General features: G+C 75.0%; 14 protein-coding genes. 6 read left to right on the forward strand and 8 right to left on the reverse strand.

The features are described from left to right. Positions 1-63: 63 nt before the first annotated feature. The gene (locus tag ACF1AK_RS35305; RefSeq protein ID WP_391502929.1) at positions 64-1,656 is read right to left on the reverse strand and encodes an LCP family protein; all 1,593 of its coding nucleotides are present in this window, start codon (positions 1,654-1,656) and stop codon (positions 64-66) included. Positions 1,657-1,876: 220 nt separating this feature from the next. Between ACF1AK_RS35305 and ACF1AK_RS35310 the strand changes: the two genes are divergently transcribed. Beyond that, on the forward strand, positions 1,877-2,917 hold the full coding sequence (locus ACF1AK_RS35310; RefSeq protein WP_391502930.1) for a glycosyltransferase family 2 protein: 1,041 nt from the start codon (positions 1,877-1,879) through the stop codon (positions 2,915-2,917). Between the two features lie 303 nt (positions 2,918-3,220). Here ACF1AK_RS35310 and ACF1AK_RS35315 read toward each other — a convergent pair whose 3' ends face one another. From ACF1AK_RS35315 to ACF1AK_RS35330, 4 genes are all read right to left on the reverse strand, one after another. Continuing rightward, a complete protein-coding gene (locus ACF1AK_RS35315) occupies positions 3,221-4,876 on the reverse strand; it encodes an LCP family protein (protein ID WP_391502931.1) in 1,656 nt (551 codons plus the stop codon). A gap of 236 nt (positions 4,877-5,112) precedes the next feature. After that, positions 5,113-6,426 (reverse strand): LCP family protein, encoded by a 1,314-nt coding sequence (locus tag ACF1AK_RS35320; protein ID WP_391502932.1) that lies wholly within the window; start codon positions 6,424-6,426, stop codon positions 5,113-5,115. 36 nt (positions 6,427-6,462) lie between these two features. Then, positions 6,463-7,254 (reverse strand): TIGR03089 family protein, encoded by a 792-nt coding sequence (locus ACF1AK_RS35325; protein ID WP_391502933.1) that lies wholly within the window; start codon positions 7,252-7,254, stop codon positions 6,463-6,465. Between the two features lie 137 nt (positions 7,255-7,391). After that, entirely contained in the window at positions 7,392-7,868 is a 477-nt protein-coding gene (locus tag ACF1AK_RS35330) for an SgcJ/EcaC family oxidoreductase (RefSeq protein ID WP_391502934.1), read from the reverse strand. A 21-nt stretch (positions 7,869-7,889) separates the two neighbouring features. Between ACF1AK_RS35330 and ACF1AK_RS35335 the strand changes: the two genes are divergently transcribed. From ACF1AK_RS35335 to ACF1AK_RS35345, 3 genes are all read left to right on the forward strand, one after another. Beyond that, positions 7,890-8,891: a DNA-3-methyladenine glycosylase family protein gene (locus ACF1AK_RS35335; RefSeq protein ID WP_391502935.1), complete on the forward strand. Its 1,002-nt coding sequence runs from the start codon at positions 7,890-7,892 to the stop codon at positions 8,889-8,891. Positions 8,892-8,962: 71 nt separating this feature from the next. Beyond that, positions 8,963-9,217, forward strand: coding sequence for a type II toxin-antitoxin system Phd/YefM family antitoxin (locus tag ACF1AK_RS35340; RefSeq protein ID WP_391502936.1), 255 nt, complete (start codon positions 8,963-8,965; stop codon positions 9,215-9,217). Further along, on the forward strand, positions 9,214-9,660 hold the full coding sequence (locus ACF1AK_RS35345) for a PIN domain-containing protein (RefSeq protein ID WP_387681953.1): 447 nt from the start codon (positions 9,214-9,216) through the stop codon (positions 9,658-9,660). The genes ACF1AK_RS35340 and ACF1AK_RS35345 overlap by 4 nt, the downstream gene beginning before the upstream one ends. An 18-nt stretch (positions 9,661-9,678) precedes the next feature. On the opposite strand, the gene ACF1AK_RS35350 is transcribed toward ACF1AK_RS35345, so the two are convergent. The 3 genes from ACF1AK_RS35350 to ACF1AK_RS35360 form a co-directional block, all read right to left on the reverse strand. Further along, positions 9,679-10,971 carry a coenzyme F420-0:L-glutamate ligase gene (locus ACF1AK_RS35350; RefSeq protein WP_391502937.1) on the reverse strand — a complete coding sequence of 431 codons (1,293 nt, stop codon included), beginning with the start codon at positions 10,969-10,971 and terminating at the stop codon, positions 9,679-9,681. Beyond that, positions 10,968-11,927, reverse strand: a complete 960-nt coding sequence (gene cofD, locus ACF1AK_RS35355; RefSeq protein WP_391502938.1) for a 2-phospho-L-lactate transferase — start codon at positions 11,925-11,927, stop codon at positions 10,968-10,970. Before cofD ends, ACF1AK_RS35350 begins: the two co-directional genes overlap by 4 nt. A gap of 72 nt (positions 11,928-11,999) precedes the next feature. After that, positions 12,000-12,614, reverse strand: a complete 615-nt coding sequence (locus ACF1AK_RS35360; protein ID WP_391502939.1) for a cysteine dioxygenase — start codon at positions 12,612-12,614, stop codon at positions 12,000-12,002. A 622-nt stretch (positions 12,615-13,236) separates the two neighbouring features. On the opposite strand from ACF1AK_RS35360, the gene ACF1AK_RS35365 reads away from it, so the two are divergent. After that, on the forward strand, positions 13,237-13,506 hold the full coding sequence (locus tag ACF1AK_RS35365) for a WhiB family transcriptional regulator (protein WP_030310813.1): 270 nt from the start codon (positions 13,237-13,239) through the stop codon (positions 13,504-13,506). Positions 13,507-13,740: 234 nt separating this feature from the next. Next, a complete protein-coding gene (locus tag ACF1AK_RS35370; RefSeq protein ID WP_391502940.1) occupies positions 13,741-17,604 on the forward strand; it encodes a glycosyltransferase family 2 protein in 3,864 nt (1,287 codons plus the stop codon). Positions 17,605-17,609: the final 5 nt, after the last annotated feature.

The following is a 17,609-nucleotide window of genomic DNA, read 5'->3' on the forward strand; positions in this document are numbered from 1 at the left end:
CGTGCGCACCCTGCCCCCTCTCCGTTCGTCGTCCGTCCGTCCGCCGGTCCGCGCCCCGGCCGCTCACGGGCAGACGATGTCGCCGGCCGTCTCCGCCCCCGCCTCGTTGCCTCCCGCGTCCGGGTGGGCCTCTCCGGCCGGGCCGGAGGGCGCCGCACCCGGCGCCGGGGGCAGCGGGGCGGGGAGCGCCGTCGGCGCGGCCGCCGGGTGGTCCGCGCCCGCGTACAGCTGCAGGACCGTCCCCAGGCCCGGCACCGGCGTCCGCTCGGCCTGCGGCACCGCGCGCGCCAGGGTCCGCGCCGCGTCGGCCCGGCGCGGGTCGTAGCGGATCACCGTCCGGCCGGGCGAGGTGCCGATCGGGGCGTTGGCGGGGGCCCCGGTGGTGGCGAACCCGGCCCGCCGCAGTTCGGCGTCGACCCGGGCGCCCAGCCCGGCCACGCCCGCCGCGTTGAACACCTGGACGTGCACCTGCTCCGGGGCGACGGCGGTGGGAGCCGCGGACGCCGAGGGCCCCGGAGGGGGAGCCGCCGGTGCCGCCGGTACCGCCGGCTCGGAAGCCTCCTCCCCGCCTCCGCCCCCGCCCGCCCCCTCCGTCAGCGGACGCCCCTCCCGGACGGCATCGAACAGCTCCTCCGCCCGCTCCTTGTCCCACAGCACCGTCGACCCCCATCCGGCGACCGGATGGTCCACCGAGGCCAGCGGCACGGTCACGAAGTCGGCCCGCCCGGCCGTCAGGTCCTTCATCCGGGCGGCCAGGGTGACCAGGTCGTCGGCCGAGAGCCCCTGGTCGGCCTTGACCGAGCCGAGCAGGCTGTCCGTCACCCGGGCCAGCCGGACCGGGTTGAGCAGGGTGCCGCTGCTGGTCACCTCGTGCAGCAGCTCGGCGACGAACTTCTGCTGCCGGTGCATCCGCCCCAGGTCGGAGCTGCCGTCCAGGTGCCGGGCGCGCACGTACTTGAGCGCCCCCGCGCCGTCCAGGGTGCTGGTCCCGGCCGGCAGGTCCAGACCCGAGTACTCGTCCTTGAGCGGCTTGGCCGTGCAGACCCGGACCCCGCCGACGGCGTCCACGGCGGCGACGAACCCGGCGAAGTTCACCTGGAGGTAGTGGTCGATCCGCAGCCCGGTGTTCTGCTCGACGGTGGCCACGGTCAGTGGCGGCCCGCCCAGGCCGAACGCGGCGTTGATCTTCCCCTTGCCGGCCGGGACCTCCTTGCGGGCCACCGGGTCCCAGTGCGCGGGGATGTCGACATAGGAGTCACGCGGAATGCTGATCACACTGGCCCGGGAGCCGTCCCCGGAGAGCTGGACGATCATCATCGTGTCGGTGCAGTGGCAGGACTCGCCGCCGGCGTGCAGCACGGTCTTCAGGGTCTTCTCCGGGATGCCCTCGCGCTCGTCGGTGCCGACCACCAGGAAGGTGGTGGAGGCGTCGTCGGCCGGGCGGGCCCGGGCGCCGCCGAAGGCGTCGACCCGGTCGATCGACCCGGCGCCGCGCAGCACCGCCCAGCCGCCGCAGGAGGTGGCGAGGATGCTGAGGGCGATACCTGCGGCCAGCCGGCGGGGCCAGCGGCGCCGCCGTCCGGGCGGGGATCCGGCGCGCCCGGGCGAGGCACCGGCCGGGCCTCCGGACGGGGCGGAGAGCGGGGAGACGGGCATCTCTCGGATGGTAGGGGCGCCCTCGGTCGGGCCGGGTGAGGGCGCGCCGGAGGCGGGAGGTACGGTGGGCCTGGATCGGTGAAACGTTCCTTCTCGTGCCCTCCGGTGACGAGGGAACGTCTCCTCGACATTCCTTCGCACACGGTCGCTCCCGGGCCGCCCACAGCGGCCCAGACCGGGACAAGACGACACCCCGTTCACACCGGTACGGTTGGCCCCGATGAACACCAAGGCTGCTGAGGAGCTGCCGGCGGTCTCCGTGATCATGCCGGTGCTCAACGAGGAACGACACCTGCGCACGGCCGTCCGGCACATCCTGGAACAGGACTACGCCGGGCCGATGGAGGTGGTGATCGCCCTCGGTCCGTCCACCGACCGCACCGCGCAGATCGCCGCCGAACTCGTCGCCGAGGACCCGCGGGTCCGGACCGTGGAGAACCCCACCGGGCGCACCCCCGCAGGGTTGAACGCCGCGATCCGCGGCTCCAGTCACCCGATAGTGGTCCGGGTCGACGGCCACGGCCTGCTCACCCCGGGCTACATCACCACGGCGGTCCGGCTGCTCGGCCAGATGGAGGCGGCCAACGTCGGCGGCATCATGCACGCCGAGGGCGAGACCGAGTGGGAGAACGCGGTCGCCGTCGCGATGACCTCCAAGATAGGCGTCGGCAACGCGGCCTTCCACACCGGCGGCCTGGCCGGCCCGGCGGACACCGTCTACCTCGGGGTGTTCCGGCGCGAGGTGCTGGAGCGCCTCGGCGGCTACAACGAGGAGTTCGTCCGCGCCCAGGACTGGGAGCTCAACTACCGCATCCGCCAGGACGGCGGCCTGGTCTGGTTCACCCCGCAGCTGCGCGTCACCTACCGCCCCCGGCCCAGCGTCAAGGCGCTGGCCAAGCAGTACAAGGACTACGGCCGCTGGCGCCGGGTGGTCACCCGGTACCACCGGGGCTCGGTCAACCTGCGCTACCTCGCGCCCCCGGCCGCCTTCGTCGGCGTGACGCTCGGACTGGTGCTCGGCGTGGCCGTCCACCCGGTCTTCCTGGCCTTCCCCGGCGCCTACCTGCTCGGCATCCACGGCGGCGCGCTGGTCGAGGGCCGCGGTCTGTCGTTCAAGGCCCGGGCGCTGCTCCCGCTGGCCTTCGCGACCATGCACCTCAGCTGGGGCTTCGGCTTCCTCACCTCGCCGCGCTCGCTGGCCCGCAAGGTGATCGGCAGCAGTGCCGCGACCGCCACCGGCGCGGTGGCCGAGCGCGGCTGACACCCGGCGCCCCCGGCGCCGGCACCCGCCCGTCCCGCGGACCCGCCCTCCCGCTCCCGCCCCCGGCGCTGTCGTCGCAGCCGTGGGGGCGGCCGGGGGCGGGTCCGCCGCCGTTCGCGCGGGCACCACGGCCCGGGCCGGGCCGCCGTGCCGACCTCGACCCGTGCTCGGTGGAGGCCGGCGGCCGAGGGCGGGAACGGCCGGCACACCCGCGGGGTGACGCTCCGTCGGCCGATCCGCGCCCGCGCCGTCCTGCCCGCGGCGCGACGGCCGCTCGTGCCCCTGCGGCGTCCTGACGTCAGGTCACTTGGCGCAGACGTCGGTGTCGTCGGCCTGGACCCGCTGGAGGTCCTTGGGCGCCTCGGTGGCCGGCGCGCTCGGGGTCGCCGCGGCGGCGGCCGCGTCCTTGCCGAGCACCAGCACCAGCCCGTCCTTGGCGCCCAGCTTCGGGTCCGCCCTGACCGCGTCGGCGGGCAGGCCGAGGGCGGTGGCCAGCGCCGCCGCCTCGGCGGCCTTCCCGGCCGGGTGGGAGAGCGTGGTGGTGGCCGCGACGGGTGCGTTGGCGGCGGTCGCGGCCCGGGTGTAGCCCTTCGCCTGCAGCCGGTCGACGGCCTGCTGCGCCTGCCCGGGCGTCCCGGTGCCGTTGCGCACCGTCACCCGCAGCTGCTGCCCGTCCGCCGCCGGGGCGACCGGAGCCGCCGTGGTCGGAGCCGCCGGAGCGGCCGGGGCGGCCGACGTGGCAGGCGCCGAGGGGGCCGCCGGGACCTCCGGAGCGGCGGGCGCCGTCTCGGTCAGCGACCGGTCGTTGCCGACCATCGAGAACAGCTGACCGGCATCCGGCTGCTTGAGCACCAGCCGGTTCTCGTCCGCCGGGTCGTCCAGCACCGGCACCGTGGCGAAGGTGATGTTCTTGGTGTCGACCTTGCTGACGTCCAGCGCGAGGCTCGTCAGCTTGTCGACGCTGCCGATCCCGGAGTCGACGGTGAGCGCCTTGGTGGCGGCGTCCGCGAGCTTCCACAGCTTGGCCGGGTCGGTCAGGGTGTCGTTGCTCTTGGCCGAGCGGATCATCGAGCTGATGAACTGCTGCTGCAGCGGGATCCGGGAGAGGTCGCCGCCCTGTCCGACGGCGTGCCGGGTACGAACGAAGGCGAGCGCCTCGTCGCCCTGGACGACGTGCCGGCCCTTGCTCATCCTCAGGTGCGAGTCCGGGTCGTTGATGTCCTTGGCCACGCACACCTCGACACCGCCGACGGCGCTGGAGAGCGTCTTCACGGCGTCGAAGTTGACCATCATGAAGTGGTCGATCCGGATCCCGGTCATCTTCTCGACGGTCTTCCAGGTGCAGCTCGGGTCGCGGCCCTCCTGGCCCAGGCTGTTGTTGAACATCGTGCGCGCCGTGCCGGGGATGGTCTTCCCGTCCGGCGTCCGGCAGTCCGGCACCGGCACCATGAGGTCGCGCGGGATGCTGAGCACCGTCGCGTTGCTGCGGTCCTTGGCGACGTGGAACAGCATGGTGGTGTCGGCGTGCCCGGCGCTGCCCTCGTCGCCGTACGCGCGGCCCAGGCCCTCCCGGCTGTCGGTGCCGATCACCAGGATGTTCATGGCGTCGCCGACCGGCTTGGGCCGCTCCGCCTCGTTGCCGAGCTGCACCTTGACGGTGGTGATGTTGTTGTTGAAGTGCTGGTAGGCGTAGTACGCGCCACCGCAGCCGGCCACCAGGACGAACGCGCCGAGGCCGCCGGTCCACTTCAGCAGCCGCCGCCGGCGGTTGCGCCGGGCCGCGCCGCGCGCCCTCCGCCGGGCGGCCCGCCCCCCGTCGGCCGCCCTCCCGGGGGCGGTGTCGGTCGCGGCCTCGGCCGCGGTCCCGGAGGCGCGCCGGCGCTGGACGGGGATGCCCCGGGCCGGGTCGGACGGGCTCCGCCCGGCGTCCGGCGTGGCGCCGTGGATGTCCTGCTGCACGGGTGTTCCCCTCCCTCCGGCCGGTTCTCGGGCCGGTGCGCGAATTGCGCGACCGACTCGGACACCCTAGACGAGCCGGGTGGGGGAATTGTTCCGGGTGTGATCTCCGCCATGATGCGGCCCGGTGATTTCCGCAGGTGAATCAGTTGCTGGGAATTTCCGGAGAGAACCTTTCAAGATCATGATCCGTGTACGGAATTGTGATCGGATGATCACTTGATTCGCATCGCGACGGGTCAATGCACCGCGCACGCGTCCACGTCGGCGGTCCGCCCCTCGAACGCGGGGGGAGTGCTCACGCTCGGTGACGGCGAGGCCGATGACGTGGCCGATGACGAGGCCGACGGCGTGGCCGACGGCAAGGGGGACGGCGAGGTCGGCGGAGGAGCCGACGGCGAGGCCGCCCGGGCCGTCGGCGACGGGCCCGACCCCGGGGGCCGCACCTCCACCGGCCGGTCGTCCCGCAGCGCCGCGAACAGCTGCGCGGTCTGCGGCTGCACGAACTCGTCGCGGTCCGAGTCGAACCGGTACGGCTGCCGCGGCGCCGTCAGGAAGGTCACGTCCGAGGACGGGATCCCGCGCAGGTCCTGGGTCAGGTCGTACAGCGCGCCCAGCGAGGACAGCGCGCCGTCGGCCCGCACCGACGAGGTGGCCGCGTCCAGCACCGGCCACAGCTTGGTCGGGTTGAGCAGCACGTCCTGCGACTGCGCCTTGCGGATCAGCGCCGCCAGGAACTGCTGCTGACGCCCCATCCGCTGGGTGTCGCTGCCGTCGCCGAGGGTCTCCCGGGCCCGGACGTAGCCGAGCGCCTGTTCGCCGTGCAGGGTCTGCCGCCCGGCCGGGAGGTCCAGCTTGGCGTCCTTGTCGTGGATCGGCTGGGGCACGCACACCTCGACCCCGTCGACGGCGTCCACCATCCGCTTGAACCCGGTGAAGTCGATGATCACGTAGTGGTCGATCCGGATGCCGCTGAGCTGCTCGACGGTCCGGATCGAGCAGGCCGGGCCGCCGGTCTCGAAGGCCGTGTTGAACTGCAGCAGCGCGGGCCGGCTGCGGGTGCCGTCCGGCTTCTCGCAGGCGGGGACGCTCACCATGACGTCGCGCGGGATGGAGACGGCGGTCGCGCGCCGCCGGTCGGCCGCCAGGTGCAGCAGGATCGTGGTGTCCGAGCGCTGGCCGCCCGCCGAGCCGTAGGAGGCGTTGGCGCCGGTGCGGTCGTCGCTGCCGATCAGCAGCAGGTTCTCCGCACCGCGGGCCCCGGCGGTCCGCGCGGGGCGCTCCGCCTCCAGCCGGGCGAGCAGCTGGTCGGTGGTGGAGTCGGTGCGGATGTTGCCGTCGAGCTTGCGGTAGGCGATCCAGAGCACGGTGCCGCAGGCCACCAGCAGGAACGCCAGGGCGCCGGCGGTGACGACCAGCCACCGGCGGCGGCGCCGGCGGTGGCCGGAAGCCTCCGCAATGGCTTCCGGCTCCGCGGCGCCGGCCTCCTCGGCCGGGGGTCGGTCGGTCGGCGGGCGTTCGGTCGGGGGGTGCTCGGTGTCGTCCTCGGCCATGGCAGGGATCCCTACCCGCCGGGCCGGGGCCGGGGGTTACCCGAGGCGCAGTGTCACCCGTTCGGATTCCACCCGCTTCTCCCACTGGCCGTCGTCCAGGCCGTCCGAGTTGCGGCACAGCACCACCGAGGCGCCGGCCGCCAGCGGCGCCAGCAGACCGGCCTCCAGGCCCGCCCAGTCGTCGTAGGAGAGGGTGGACAGCACCCGGTCGCCCGGTCCCACCCCGAGCCGGGCGGCGCCCTCGCGGGCCAGCTGGACGGTCTGTTCCCCGGTCAGCTTCAGCGGCAGGCCGTCGACCGAGGTCTCCAGCGCCGGGGCGTCCGGGGTGACGGGGGAGTAGGGGGCGAACCGGTCGCCCTGGCCGGGCACCTCGGCCGCGTAGTCGAGGAAGCCGTCCGGGCGCTGCGGGAAGCGCCCGCCGAGCGGGCGCAGCGCGAGCGCCACCCGCTCGCCCTCGCACGCCTGGGCGGCCTCCAGGCCGTCCGGGCCGCTGACCACCAGGTCGGTGCCGGCCGGGTCGCCGGCCGGCACCGCCGTCACCCCCACCGACCAGCAGGCGAGCAGCCAGACGGCGCTCTGCCAGTGGGCCGGGAGGAGCAGCGCGGCGCGGTCGCCCGGCCCGGCGTTGAGCTCGTCCTGGAGCAGGTTCGCGGTCTTGGCCACCCAGTTGTCGAAGGTCCGGGCGGAGAGCTCGACGCGTTCGCCGCTGGCGTCGTCGTAGAAGGTGACCAGCGGGGCCGCGGGGTCGACTGAGGGAGTGCCACCTCGCAGGAAAGCGTGCAGCAGCTCGACGGGGGTGCGGGCATCGGCAGCGAAAGGCGAAGTCATGGTGCGCCCCAGCCTACGGCCTTGGGGCGGACGTCCGGGAGGGGTGGCGGGGGCGGCGCCGGGCGGCGTGGCGGGCAGGCCGCAATCCCGTGAACATCCGGTTCCCGCGCGGTACCGCCCGCCGGATCACCGCACGATCACCGCGGCCCCGGCCCGCGGCCGGCCAGCTCCCGCAGTTCCGCCGTCAGCGCCTGCGCGAGGTCCGGCCGCAGGTCGTACCGGGCCGGGGTGGTCTGCCACAGCGCGATCCGCCAGCCCGCCCCCGCGTCGACCGCGATCACCGTCTGCACCGCGTTCAGCGCGGGGTCCACGTCCTCCGCGTCGTCCGGCACCAGGCCGGCAACCGCGTCCAGCTGCGCCACCCCGGGGGCCAGCGCCCGCACCCGCCGCACCTTGGCGACGTACTCGGGCGTGGCGTGGTCGGCGAACACCCGCCCGAGCTCGGCGGCCATCACCGAGCGGCCGCGGTGGCGGGTCCCGTCGAAGCCGATCACCTCGCCGTCCGGCGCGAACGGCCCGGCGAAGGCGGCGCCGTCCCGCAGGTTCCAGCCCTCCAGTACCCGGTGGTAGAGGGCCCGCACGGCACTCTCGTCACCTGGGGACAATTCCGTCACCCGCGTATCGTTCATATCCCCATGGTCGACGGACAGCGCAGGAGGTGCACGGCGGTGAACGGGAGGAGCGTGCCCGCCCCGAGGGCCACCGGCAGCGGCCCCGGTGCGGGCGCCGCGGCGGTGCGCCGCTGGCGGCCCGGCTTCCCGCTGGACGTCGCCCGCACCCTGCTCCCGCTGCGCCGCGGCCCGGCCGACCCGGCCTACCGGACCACCGCCGACGGCGCCGTCTGGCGGGCCTCCCGCACCCCGGCCGGCGTGGGCACCCTGCGGGTGCTCGCCCGCCCCTCCGAGGGCGTGGTCGAGGCGGACGCCTGGGGCCCGGGCGCGCCGTGGCTGCTCGACCGGCTGCCCGCCCTGCTCGGCGACGGCGACGACCCGGCGGGCCTGGTCCTGCCGCCCGGCCCGCTGCGCGAGGCCCAGCGCGCGGCGGCCGGCGTGCGGCTGGCCAGGACCGGGCTGGTGCTGGAGTCCCTGGTGCCGGCGATCCTGGAGCAGAAGGTCACCACCGGCGAGGCGTACCGCGCCTGGCGCAGCCTGCTGCGCGCCTTCGGCACCCCGGCGCCCGGGCCGGCCGGGGAGATGCGGGTGGCGCCGTCGGCCCGCGAGTGGTCGCAGGTGCCGAGCTGGGACTGGCACCGGGCGGGCGTGGACCCGAAGCGCTCGGCGACGGTGCAGCGCGCGGTGCGCCTGGCGCCCCGCCTGGAGGAGGCCTCCGCGATGGACCACGAGGCGTCCTTCGCCCGGCTCACCGCCGTTCCGGGCATCGGTGTCTGGACGGCCGCCGAGACCCTCCAGCGCAGCAACGGCGACGCGGACGCCGTCTCGGTCGGCGACTTCCACCTGCCCAACACCGTCGGCTGGGCGCTGGCCGGCCGGGTCCGCAGCGACGACGCGCAGATGCTGGCGCTCCTGGAGCCCTACCGCCCGCACCGCCACCGCCTGTGCCGGATCGTCCTCGCCACCGGCACCCACGCCCCCCGCTTCGGCCCCCGCCTCACCCCCGACGACCACCGCCGGCGCTAAACCCACACGCTCGGGTGAATTGCACCCCCGCATGATGTACTACACCGTAGTACCAGGCTTAGGCTTGCCTCATGGAAGCAACGATGCGGGAACTGAACCAGCAGACGGCCAAGGTGATAGGAGCCGTCGAGCGCGGTGAGACCGTGACCGTCACCAAGGACGGCCGCCATGTCGCCACGATCGTGCCGCCGGACCTCGCCGAGCCGGTCTACCCGTTCCGTACCGATCCGATGGGCGACGACCTCGACGACATGCCGAGTTTCGGAGGCGGAGGCGGTCGCATCGTGGCCGATCTCGACAAGCACATGGAAGGGTTCGGGCGGTGACGGCGGTCGCGGTGGTCGGCGACACCGGCGCGCTGCTCGCGGCCTACGCGCGGGACGAGCCTGACCACATCGCCTGCCGGAAGGCGTTGGACACCGTGGGCCACCTGGTCATTTCGCCGCTGGTGCTCGCCGAACTGGACTACCTGGCCCACCGGACGCTCGGCGCCGGCGCGGCGATGGGCATCCTGGAGGACATCATCGACCGTTGCACGATCGGCCGGTTCGAGGTCCCGGAGGTCGCTTCGCACCTGGGTGCCGCGCGAATCGTCATGCGCCGCTACCCGGAGCTGAGCATGGGCCTGACCGACGCCATCAACGTCGCGCTGGCCGCCGAGTTCCGCACCGACGCCGTGCTGACGATCGATCGCAGGCACTTCCGCGCGATCCGGCCGCTGACCAACCACCAGGCCTTCCGCCTGCTGCCGGACGACCTCGGCGACTGACACCCGCCGTCGGGTCGGTCAGCGGACCTCGATGAAGGCGTCCGCCGTCCGTTCCGGGCGGGTGCGCGGGGGTTCGGCGGGGCGGCCGACGGCGACGGCGCCCATCGGGTCCCAGTGGCCGGGGAGGCCGAGGGCGGCGCGGACGGTGTCGCGGCAGAACATGGTGGAGGAGACCCAGGCCGAGCCGTAGCCCTCGGCGGCCAGGGTGACCAGGAGGTTCTGCACGGCCGCGCCGATCGCGACGGTGAACATCTCCCGCTCGGCGCCGGCGCGGCGCTCGTCGGGGTAGTCGTGCGAGCCGTCCGTCACCAGGCAGGGCACCACCAGGTACGGGGCGGCCCGCAGGACGTCGCCGCGGGCGGTGCGGCGGGCGATCCGCTCCTCGTCCCAGCCGTCCAGCTCGGCGAGGTCGCGGCGCCAGGCGGCGAGCATCGCGTCCAGCAGCCGGGTCCGGACCCCGGGGGTCTCCAGCAGCACGAACCGCCACGGCGTGGTGTGGTGCGGCGCGGGCGCGGTGACCGCGGCGGCGACGGCGCGCCGCACGGCCTGCGGGTCGACCGGTTCGGCGGTGAACGCGCGGATGGTGCGCCGCTGGGTGACGGCCTGCCGGATCGCCTCGGAGGTGCCGAGCCGGAACATGTCCTCGGCGGCGGGCCGGACCAGCGCCCGGGCGCCCTCGCCGTGCTCGGCGGTGACCAGGTGGCCGAGGCCGCGCACCACGGCGACCGGGGTGCCGGTGGCCTTGCCCTTCACCAGGTCGGCGGCGGCGGCGAGCTCGTCGGCCGTGGCGGTCACCGTCATGGCCAGCTCGTTGCCGTGCGAGTCGGTGCGGCCCCGGTGGTCCTCGACGACGGGCAGCCCGGCGGCGCCGATGGCGACGTCGGTGAGCCCATTGCGCCAGGGCCGGCCGAAGGTGTCGGTGACCACGACGGCGAGCCGGCGCCCGGTGAGCTGCTGGATCCGGGCCCGCAGCGCGCGGGCCGAGGCGTCCGGGTCCTTCGGCAGCAGCAGGACGGTGCCGGGGGCGGTGTTCGAGGCGTCGACGCCGGCGGCGGCCATCACCAGGCCGTTGCGGTTCTCGACGATCCGGGTGCTGCCGCGCCGGGCGACCACCCGGACGGTCTCGGCGTCGATCGCGGCCTCGCGGTCGGCGGCCTCCAGCACCCGGCCCTCGGCCTTGCTGACCACCTTGGAGGTGACCAGCAGGATGTCGCCGTCCTGGTACTCGGCGGCCTTGGCGATCAGCCCGGCGAGGTCGGAGCCGGCGTCGATCTCGGGCAGTCCGCCGACCGGGACGATCCGGAGCGTCATCCGCGCACCTGCTCGGCCAGCGCGAGCGCGGCCCGGGCCATCGCGGCGGTGGCGGGCACGTCGGTCATCAGCAGCGGCACGGCCCGGCAGGCGATCCCGCCGGCCTCGACGGCGGCGACGACGCCCTCGTCCGCGGTGTCCACCAGCCACCCGTCGATGAGGTCGGAGCCGTAGTTCAGCGCGACCGCGTCCGCGGCGGCCTCGACGCCGACGGCGGCGAGCACCTTGTCGGCCATGCCGCGCACCGGCGCCCCGCCGATGATCGGGGAGAGCCCGACCACCGGGGCGGACGCGGCGGCGACGGCGGCCCGGATGCCCGGCACGGCGAGGATGGTGCCGATCGAGACGACCGGGTTGGACGGCGGGAAGAGGATGACGTCGGCGTCGGCGATGGCCTCCAGCACGCCGGGCGCCGGCTCGGCGGTGTCCGCGCCGATCGGCACGATCGCCTCGGCGTCGACGGCGGCGTGCAGCTTGACCCAGTACTCCTGGAAGTGGATCGCCCGGGTGCCCTGGTCGTCGGTGATCCGCACATGGGTCTCGACCCGGTCGTCGCTCATCGGCAGCAGCCGCACCCCGGGCCGCCAGCGCACGCAGAGCGCCTCGGTGACCTGGCTGAGGGTGTAGCCGGCGGTGAGCATCTGGCTGCGCACGAGGTGGGTGGCGAAGTCGCGGTCGCCGAGCCCGAACCACTCGGGCCCGACGCCGTACTCCTTCATCTCGGCCTTGATGGACCAGGTCTCGTCGGTCCGGCCCCAGCCCTGCTCCTCGTGGATGCCGCCGCCGAGGGTGTACATGACGGTGTCGAGGTCGGGGCAGACCTTCAGCCCGAAGAGGTGGATGTCGTCACCGGTGTTGCCGATGACGGTGATCTCGTCCTCGGGGCCGACGGCCTCCCGGAGTCCGCGCAGGAAACGCGCTCCGCCGATCCCGCCTGCCAGTGCCACGATGCGCATGCGCCCATCCTGCCACGCGTCGACGGGTCGTCAGCCCGGCCCTCGTCACCTGCCGCCGGGGCCCGGCGGGCCTCAGCCGACCTCGGCGGACGTCTGCGGGTGCTGCTCGGGGACGGCCGCGCCGCCGTACTGGTTCATCTCGGTCAGGCCGGGGCTGTAGAGGTGGATGGAGACGGCCGGCTCCAGCGAGCCGTTGACCACCTCGTGCAGGTAGCCGGCGGAGAACACCCGCTGCCCGCCGGGGCGCAGCGTCCGGGCGCCGTCGCCCGCATGGGTGAGGGAGCGCTCGACGAGTTCACCCCGTACGACGGCCATCACGCCGGCGGAGGCGCCGTGGTCGTGCAGGCCGCTGCTCTGGCCGGGCAGCCAGCTGAGCAGCCAGACCTCGTAGCCGGGGCCGGTCTCCAGCCGGGCGTACCAGCGGGTGAGCGCGTCGTAGCGGACGAGCGGCTCCCAGCGGGCGCGGTCGGCGGCGATCTCGCGGACCAGCCGGGAGTGGTCGGCGACGGTGACGGGGTGCCCGGGCAGGTCGGTGCGGGCGAGGTGCGGGAAGGCCAGCGGGTCGCCGGCGATGGAGACGTCGCTGAGGCCGTCGGCCCACGGGCGGCCGGCGGGGCGGGCGGCCTGGAGGCGGCGGGCGAGCTTGCTGCGGTCGCGGTTCCGCTTGCGGATGCGGATCATTCGCACGGGAGTCGTCCTCGGAAGGGCTGGGTCGTCAGGGGATCAGCCGGATCCGGGATGTCCTGGGGCGGGAATCGCGGGCGGCCTCTGTGCTTCCTGGGCGGCGCGCGGCGGGACGGCGGGCGCCTAGATACAGCGGCAGGAACAGAGGCGACAACAGGAGTTCACGGCACGGCGGAGGGCGGAACCGCTCCGGGGGCTGGCGAACTCTGACATGGAGGAAAGGACATCGCATCAGCGGGGGCGGTGTCAACTCGGGGAGAGTGGACATTCGGGTGAGATCGGTCATGAAGTACCCGATGGGGTGATAAATCACCCTCTATGTTTCGATGGGAAGATCGCCGGGAAGAGAGGGCGATGACCGGCCTGTGGCGGTGACTGCGCGTCACCCGGCCCCCGGTCGCGCAGGGTTCACCGGCCTTCGAGGGTCATCGGGCATGGGGTCCGATGTGTCCGGTTATGTACACTATTCGTAACGGCTTGGTGCCGGGGAGTGAATCCTGGCCCCAATACCAGAGCTCGGCTTGACTGAGCCAGAGTGACGCAACTGTAATTTCACTCGTGTCGTCGGCCGCACGAGGCAACGGCAACCACGGGGACGCCAATAGGGGCAGAGGAGGCGCGCCACATGAGCGAGCTCTTTGAGCTGTTGATCGGTGACGGCATCGAGGAGGAAGAGGAACTCGGCTGGCAGGAGCGCGCGCTGTGCGCCCAGACCGACCCGGAATCCTTCTTCCCCGAGAAGGGCGGCTCCACGCGCGAGGCCAAGAAGGTCTGCCTCGCCTGCGAGGTCCGCTCCGAGTGCCTGGAGTACGCCCTCGCCAATGACGAGCGATTCGGCATCTGGGGCGGCCTCTCCGAGCGCGAGCGCCGCCGGCTCAAGAAGAGCGCCGTCTGAACGGGGTGGACGCGTCCCCCGGACCCCTGGACCCCGGATCCTCGAACGACCGGCCCGCACGGACGACCTGCGACGAAGCGCCTCACCACCGGTGGTGAGGCGCTTTCGCGTTCCCGGACGGGCACCCGGGGCGGACACCGTGGACGGAGCCGCCACCGGGAGCCGTTAGTGTGGTGCGCCATCCGGTTGCCGTTCACCGGCTGTGTCCACCGAGAACTGGGGCCCTCGCACGCGATGACCGTCTACAGCCACCAGAGCGGCTTCTCCTCCAGCAGGCCGCCCGCCTACCCGCGCCACCTGGTCACCGCCGTGATCGTCTCGCACGACGGCGCCCGCTGGCTGCCCCAGGCCCTCGCCGGCCTGCTCGGCCAGGACCGCCAGGTCCAGCGCGTCCTCGCCGTCGACACCGGCTCCACCGACGACTCCCCGCGCCTGCTCGCCGAAACCCTCGCCGACTGGCTCCCGGAGAGCGGCCCGACCGTCCTCGGCCGCCGGGCCGGCTTCGGCACCGCCGTCGGCGAGGCCGTCTTCAACAGCCCCCCGCTGCGCCCCGAGGACCTGCCCTACCGGCTCGACCCCTCCGGCTACGACCCGGTCACCGGCGGCTGGGACGACTTCGGCGACCCGCTCGGCGAGGAGGACGGCCTCGGCCGCGGCGGCCCCCGGGAGACCCAGCCCGTCGAGTGGCTCTGGCTGCTGCACGACGACTGCGAACCGCAGACCGACGCGCTGCGCCGGCTGCTCCAGGTCGCCGACTCCACCCCCAGCGCCGCCGTCGTCGGCCCCAAGCTGCGCAGCTGGTACGACCGCCGCCAGCTGCTGGAGGTCGGCGTCACCATCGCGCGCTCCGGCCGCCGCTGGACCGGGCTCGACCGGCGCGAGCAGGACCAGGGCCAGCACGACCAGGTCCGCCCGGTGCTCGCCGTCTCCACCGCCGGCATGCTGGTGCGCCGCGACGTCTTCGAGCAGCTCGGCGGCTTCGACCGGGCGCTGCCGCTGATGCGCGACGACACCGACTTCTGCTGGCGGGTCAACGCCGCCGGCCACCGCGTCGTGGTCGCCCCGGACGCCGTGCTCCGGCACGCCGAGGCCGCCAGCCGCGAACGCCGCGCCATCGACTGCGGCCCCGCCCACCCGCACCGGGTGGACAAGGCCGGCGCCGTCTACACCCTGCTCGCCAACTCCAGGGGCGTGCTCTTCCCCTACGTCCTGCTGCGGCTGGTGCTCGGCACCCTGCTGCGGGTGGTCGCCAACCTGCTCGGCAAGGACCCCAAGCAGGCCTTCGACGAACTCGCCGGCCTCGGCCACGAACTCGTCCGGCTGCCCCGGCTGCTGGCCGCCCGCAAACGCCGCGCCCGCGCCCGGGCCGCCGACGCCCTGGACGACCGCACGCTCTTCCCCGCCCCCGGCGCCACCGCCCGGCTCGCCGTCGAGGGCGTCATCGGCTCGCTCGGCATAGGGGGCGGCGACGACGCCGGCTCCGGCCGGCACGGCACCGCCGAGGCCGGCGGCGACGAGGACGCCGAGGACCTCGTCGTCGAGCAGTTCGCGCTGGTCAAGAAGCTCGTCCGGCGCCCCGCCCCGGTGCTGTTCGCCGCCCTGCTGGTGTTCGCCCTGGCCGCCTGCCGCAGCCTGCTCGGCGGCGACGCCCTGTTCGGCGGCGCCCTGCTGCCCGCCACCGACGGCGCGGCCGGACTCTGGTCGATGTACGCCGACGCCTGGCACCCCGTCGGCACCGGCTCCACCGCCGCCGCGCCGCCCTACCTCGCGGTGCTGTCCATCCTCTCCTGGATGCTGTTCGACCACGCCGACCTCGCGGTCACCCTGCTGGTCGTCCTCGCCGTCCCGCTCTCCGCCGTCAGCGCCTACCTGGTCTCCCGGCCGCTGATCGACTCCAAGCTGGTCCGCGCCTGGGCCAGTGCCACCTACGCCCTGCTGCCCGCCGCCACCGGCGCGCTCGCCCAGGGCCGGATCGGCACCGCCGTGCTGGCCGTGCTGCTCCCGCCGCTGGCCCGCGCCGCCGCGATCACCGCCGGCCTCGGCATCCGGGACGAGAGCGCCGCCAAGGGCGCCCGGCCCGGCTGGCGCTCCGCCTGGATGACCGTCCTGCTGCTCACCCTGGCCACCGCGTTCGTCCCGCTGGTCTGGGCGCTGGCCGTGCCGCTCTGCCTGGCCATGCTGCTCACCGCGGTGGTCCGCGGCGGCGCCTTCGGCTCCGGCGTCACCGCGCTGCGCCTGCTCGGGCTGCGCGTCCTGGTCGTCCTCGCGGTACCGGTCGCCGTCCTGGCGCCCTGGTCGCTCCAGGTGCTCGCGCACCCGCAGCGGCTGCTGCTCGAAGCGGGCCTGCCCGGCCTGCACGGCGCCGGGCCGACCGCCACCGGGCTGCTCCTGGTCAACCCGGGCGGTGCCGGGGTGCCGCCGGTCTGGCTCTCCGCCGGCGTGGTGCTCGCCGCGCTGGCCGCCCTGCTGCGCGCCGACCGCCGCCGCGCGGTGCTCGCCGCCTGGGGCGCCGCCGGCGCCGGACTGCTGTTCGCCGTCGCGGTCGCCGGCACCTCCGTCACCCCGGCCTCCGGCGGCCCGGCCGTGCCCGCCTGGTCCGGCCCCGCCACCCTGCTGGCCGGCGTCGCCCTGCTCGCCGCCGCCGCGATCGGCGCCGACGGCGCCAACGCCCGCGTGGCCGGCATCGCCTTCGGCTGGCGCCAGCCGGTCGCCGCCCTGGTGGTCGCCGCCGCCCTGCTCGCCCCGCTGGGCACCGGCCTCTGGTGGGCCGTCACCGGCGCCGACGGCCCGCTGCACCGCGGCCGCGGCGCCCAGGTGCCCGCGTTCATCGCCGAGCAGGCCGGCACCACCGACCGCTCCCGCACCCTGGTCGTCACCGGCGACCCGAAGGGCGGCTCGGTCGACTACACCGTGGTCCGCGGCGCCGGTCTGACGCTCGGCCAGGCCGAGTCCACCGTCGACCCGGCCACCGGCACCACGGCCGGCCTCGACCGCACGGTCGGCAGCCTGCTGGCCGGCTCCGGCGCCGACCAGGCGGGCGCGCTCTCCCGCTACGGCATCGCCTACGTGCTGGTCGACCAGCCGCTGATCGGCGCCTTCAAGGACGTCCTGGACACCACCCCCGGCCTGGTCAAGGCCAACCAGGACGGCGGCGCCGCGCTCTGGCAGGTCGACGGCACCCCCGCCACCCGCGCCCTGATCACCGCCCCGGGCGCCGTCCCCCTGGTCGTCCCGGCCGGGGAGCGCGACCTCGACACCACCCTGCCGGCCGGCCCCGAGGGCCGGGTGCTGCGCCTCGCCGAGTCGGCCGCCCCGCAGTGGAAGGCCACCCTGGACGGCACCGCCCTGGAGCCGGTCACCGTGGACGGCTGGGCGCAGGGCTTCAAGCTCCCGGCCGGCGGCGGCAAGCTGCTGGTCACCCGGGAGGGCAGCCTGGCGCACACCGGCTGGATCTGGGCGCAGCTGCTGCTCGGCCTGACCGTCCTGGTGCTGGCCCTGCCCGGCCGGCGCAACCACAAGGACGACGACCTGCCCGAGGGCGTGGTCGAGGCCGCCGCGCTGGCCGCCGCCGCCCAGGCGCAGGCCCCGGCCCCCGGCAGCCGCCGGGCCCGCCGGATGGCCGAACGCGGCGACGCCACCGAGGGCGAGGCCCCGGACACCGACGAGCCGGACGCCGGGGTGTACGAGGGCCGGCCGGGCACGATCCCGGCGCAGCCCGCGGGCGAGCCGGCGGTCGGGCCGGTCCAGGCGGCCGCCGCCGCCCAGGAGGCCGAGCCGTACGCCGACCCGTACCAGACGTACCAGCAGGCCGACCCGTACAGCTACGACCCGTACGCCGCGCAGCAGCCGGTGGGCGCGCCGTACGGCGGTGGCCAGGGGTACGGCGGCCAGGACGGCTACCAGCAGCAGGGCTACCAGCCGTACCCGGCGGACCAGCAGTACGGCTACGACCAGTACCAGCAGCCGGGCCAGCAGCCCTGGGTGCCCGGACAGCAGCAGGCCGAGCCCTACTACGACCAGCCGGACCCGAACGAGCCCCACGACCCGAACGGCCCGCACGGCCCGGGCCGGTACCCGCACCACGGATCCGGGAGCTGACCCGC

The organism is Kitasatospora sp. NPDC015120 (genome assembly GCF_043080305.1).
In the GTDB taxonomy this organism is placed as follows: Bacteria; Actinomycetota; Actinomycetes; order Streptomycetales; family Streptomycetaceae; genus Kitasatospora.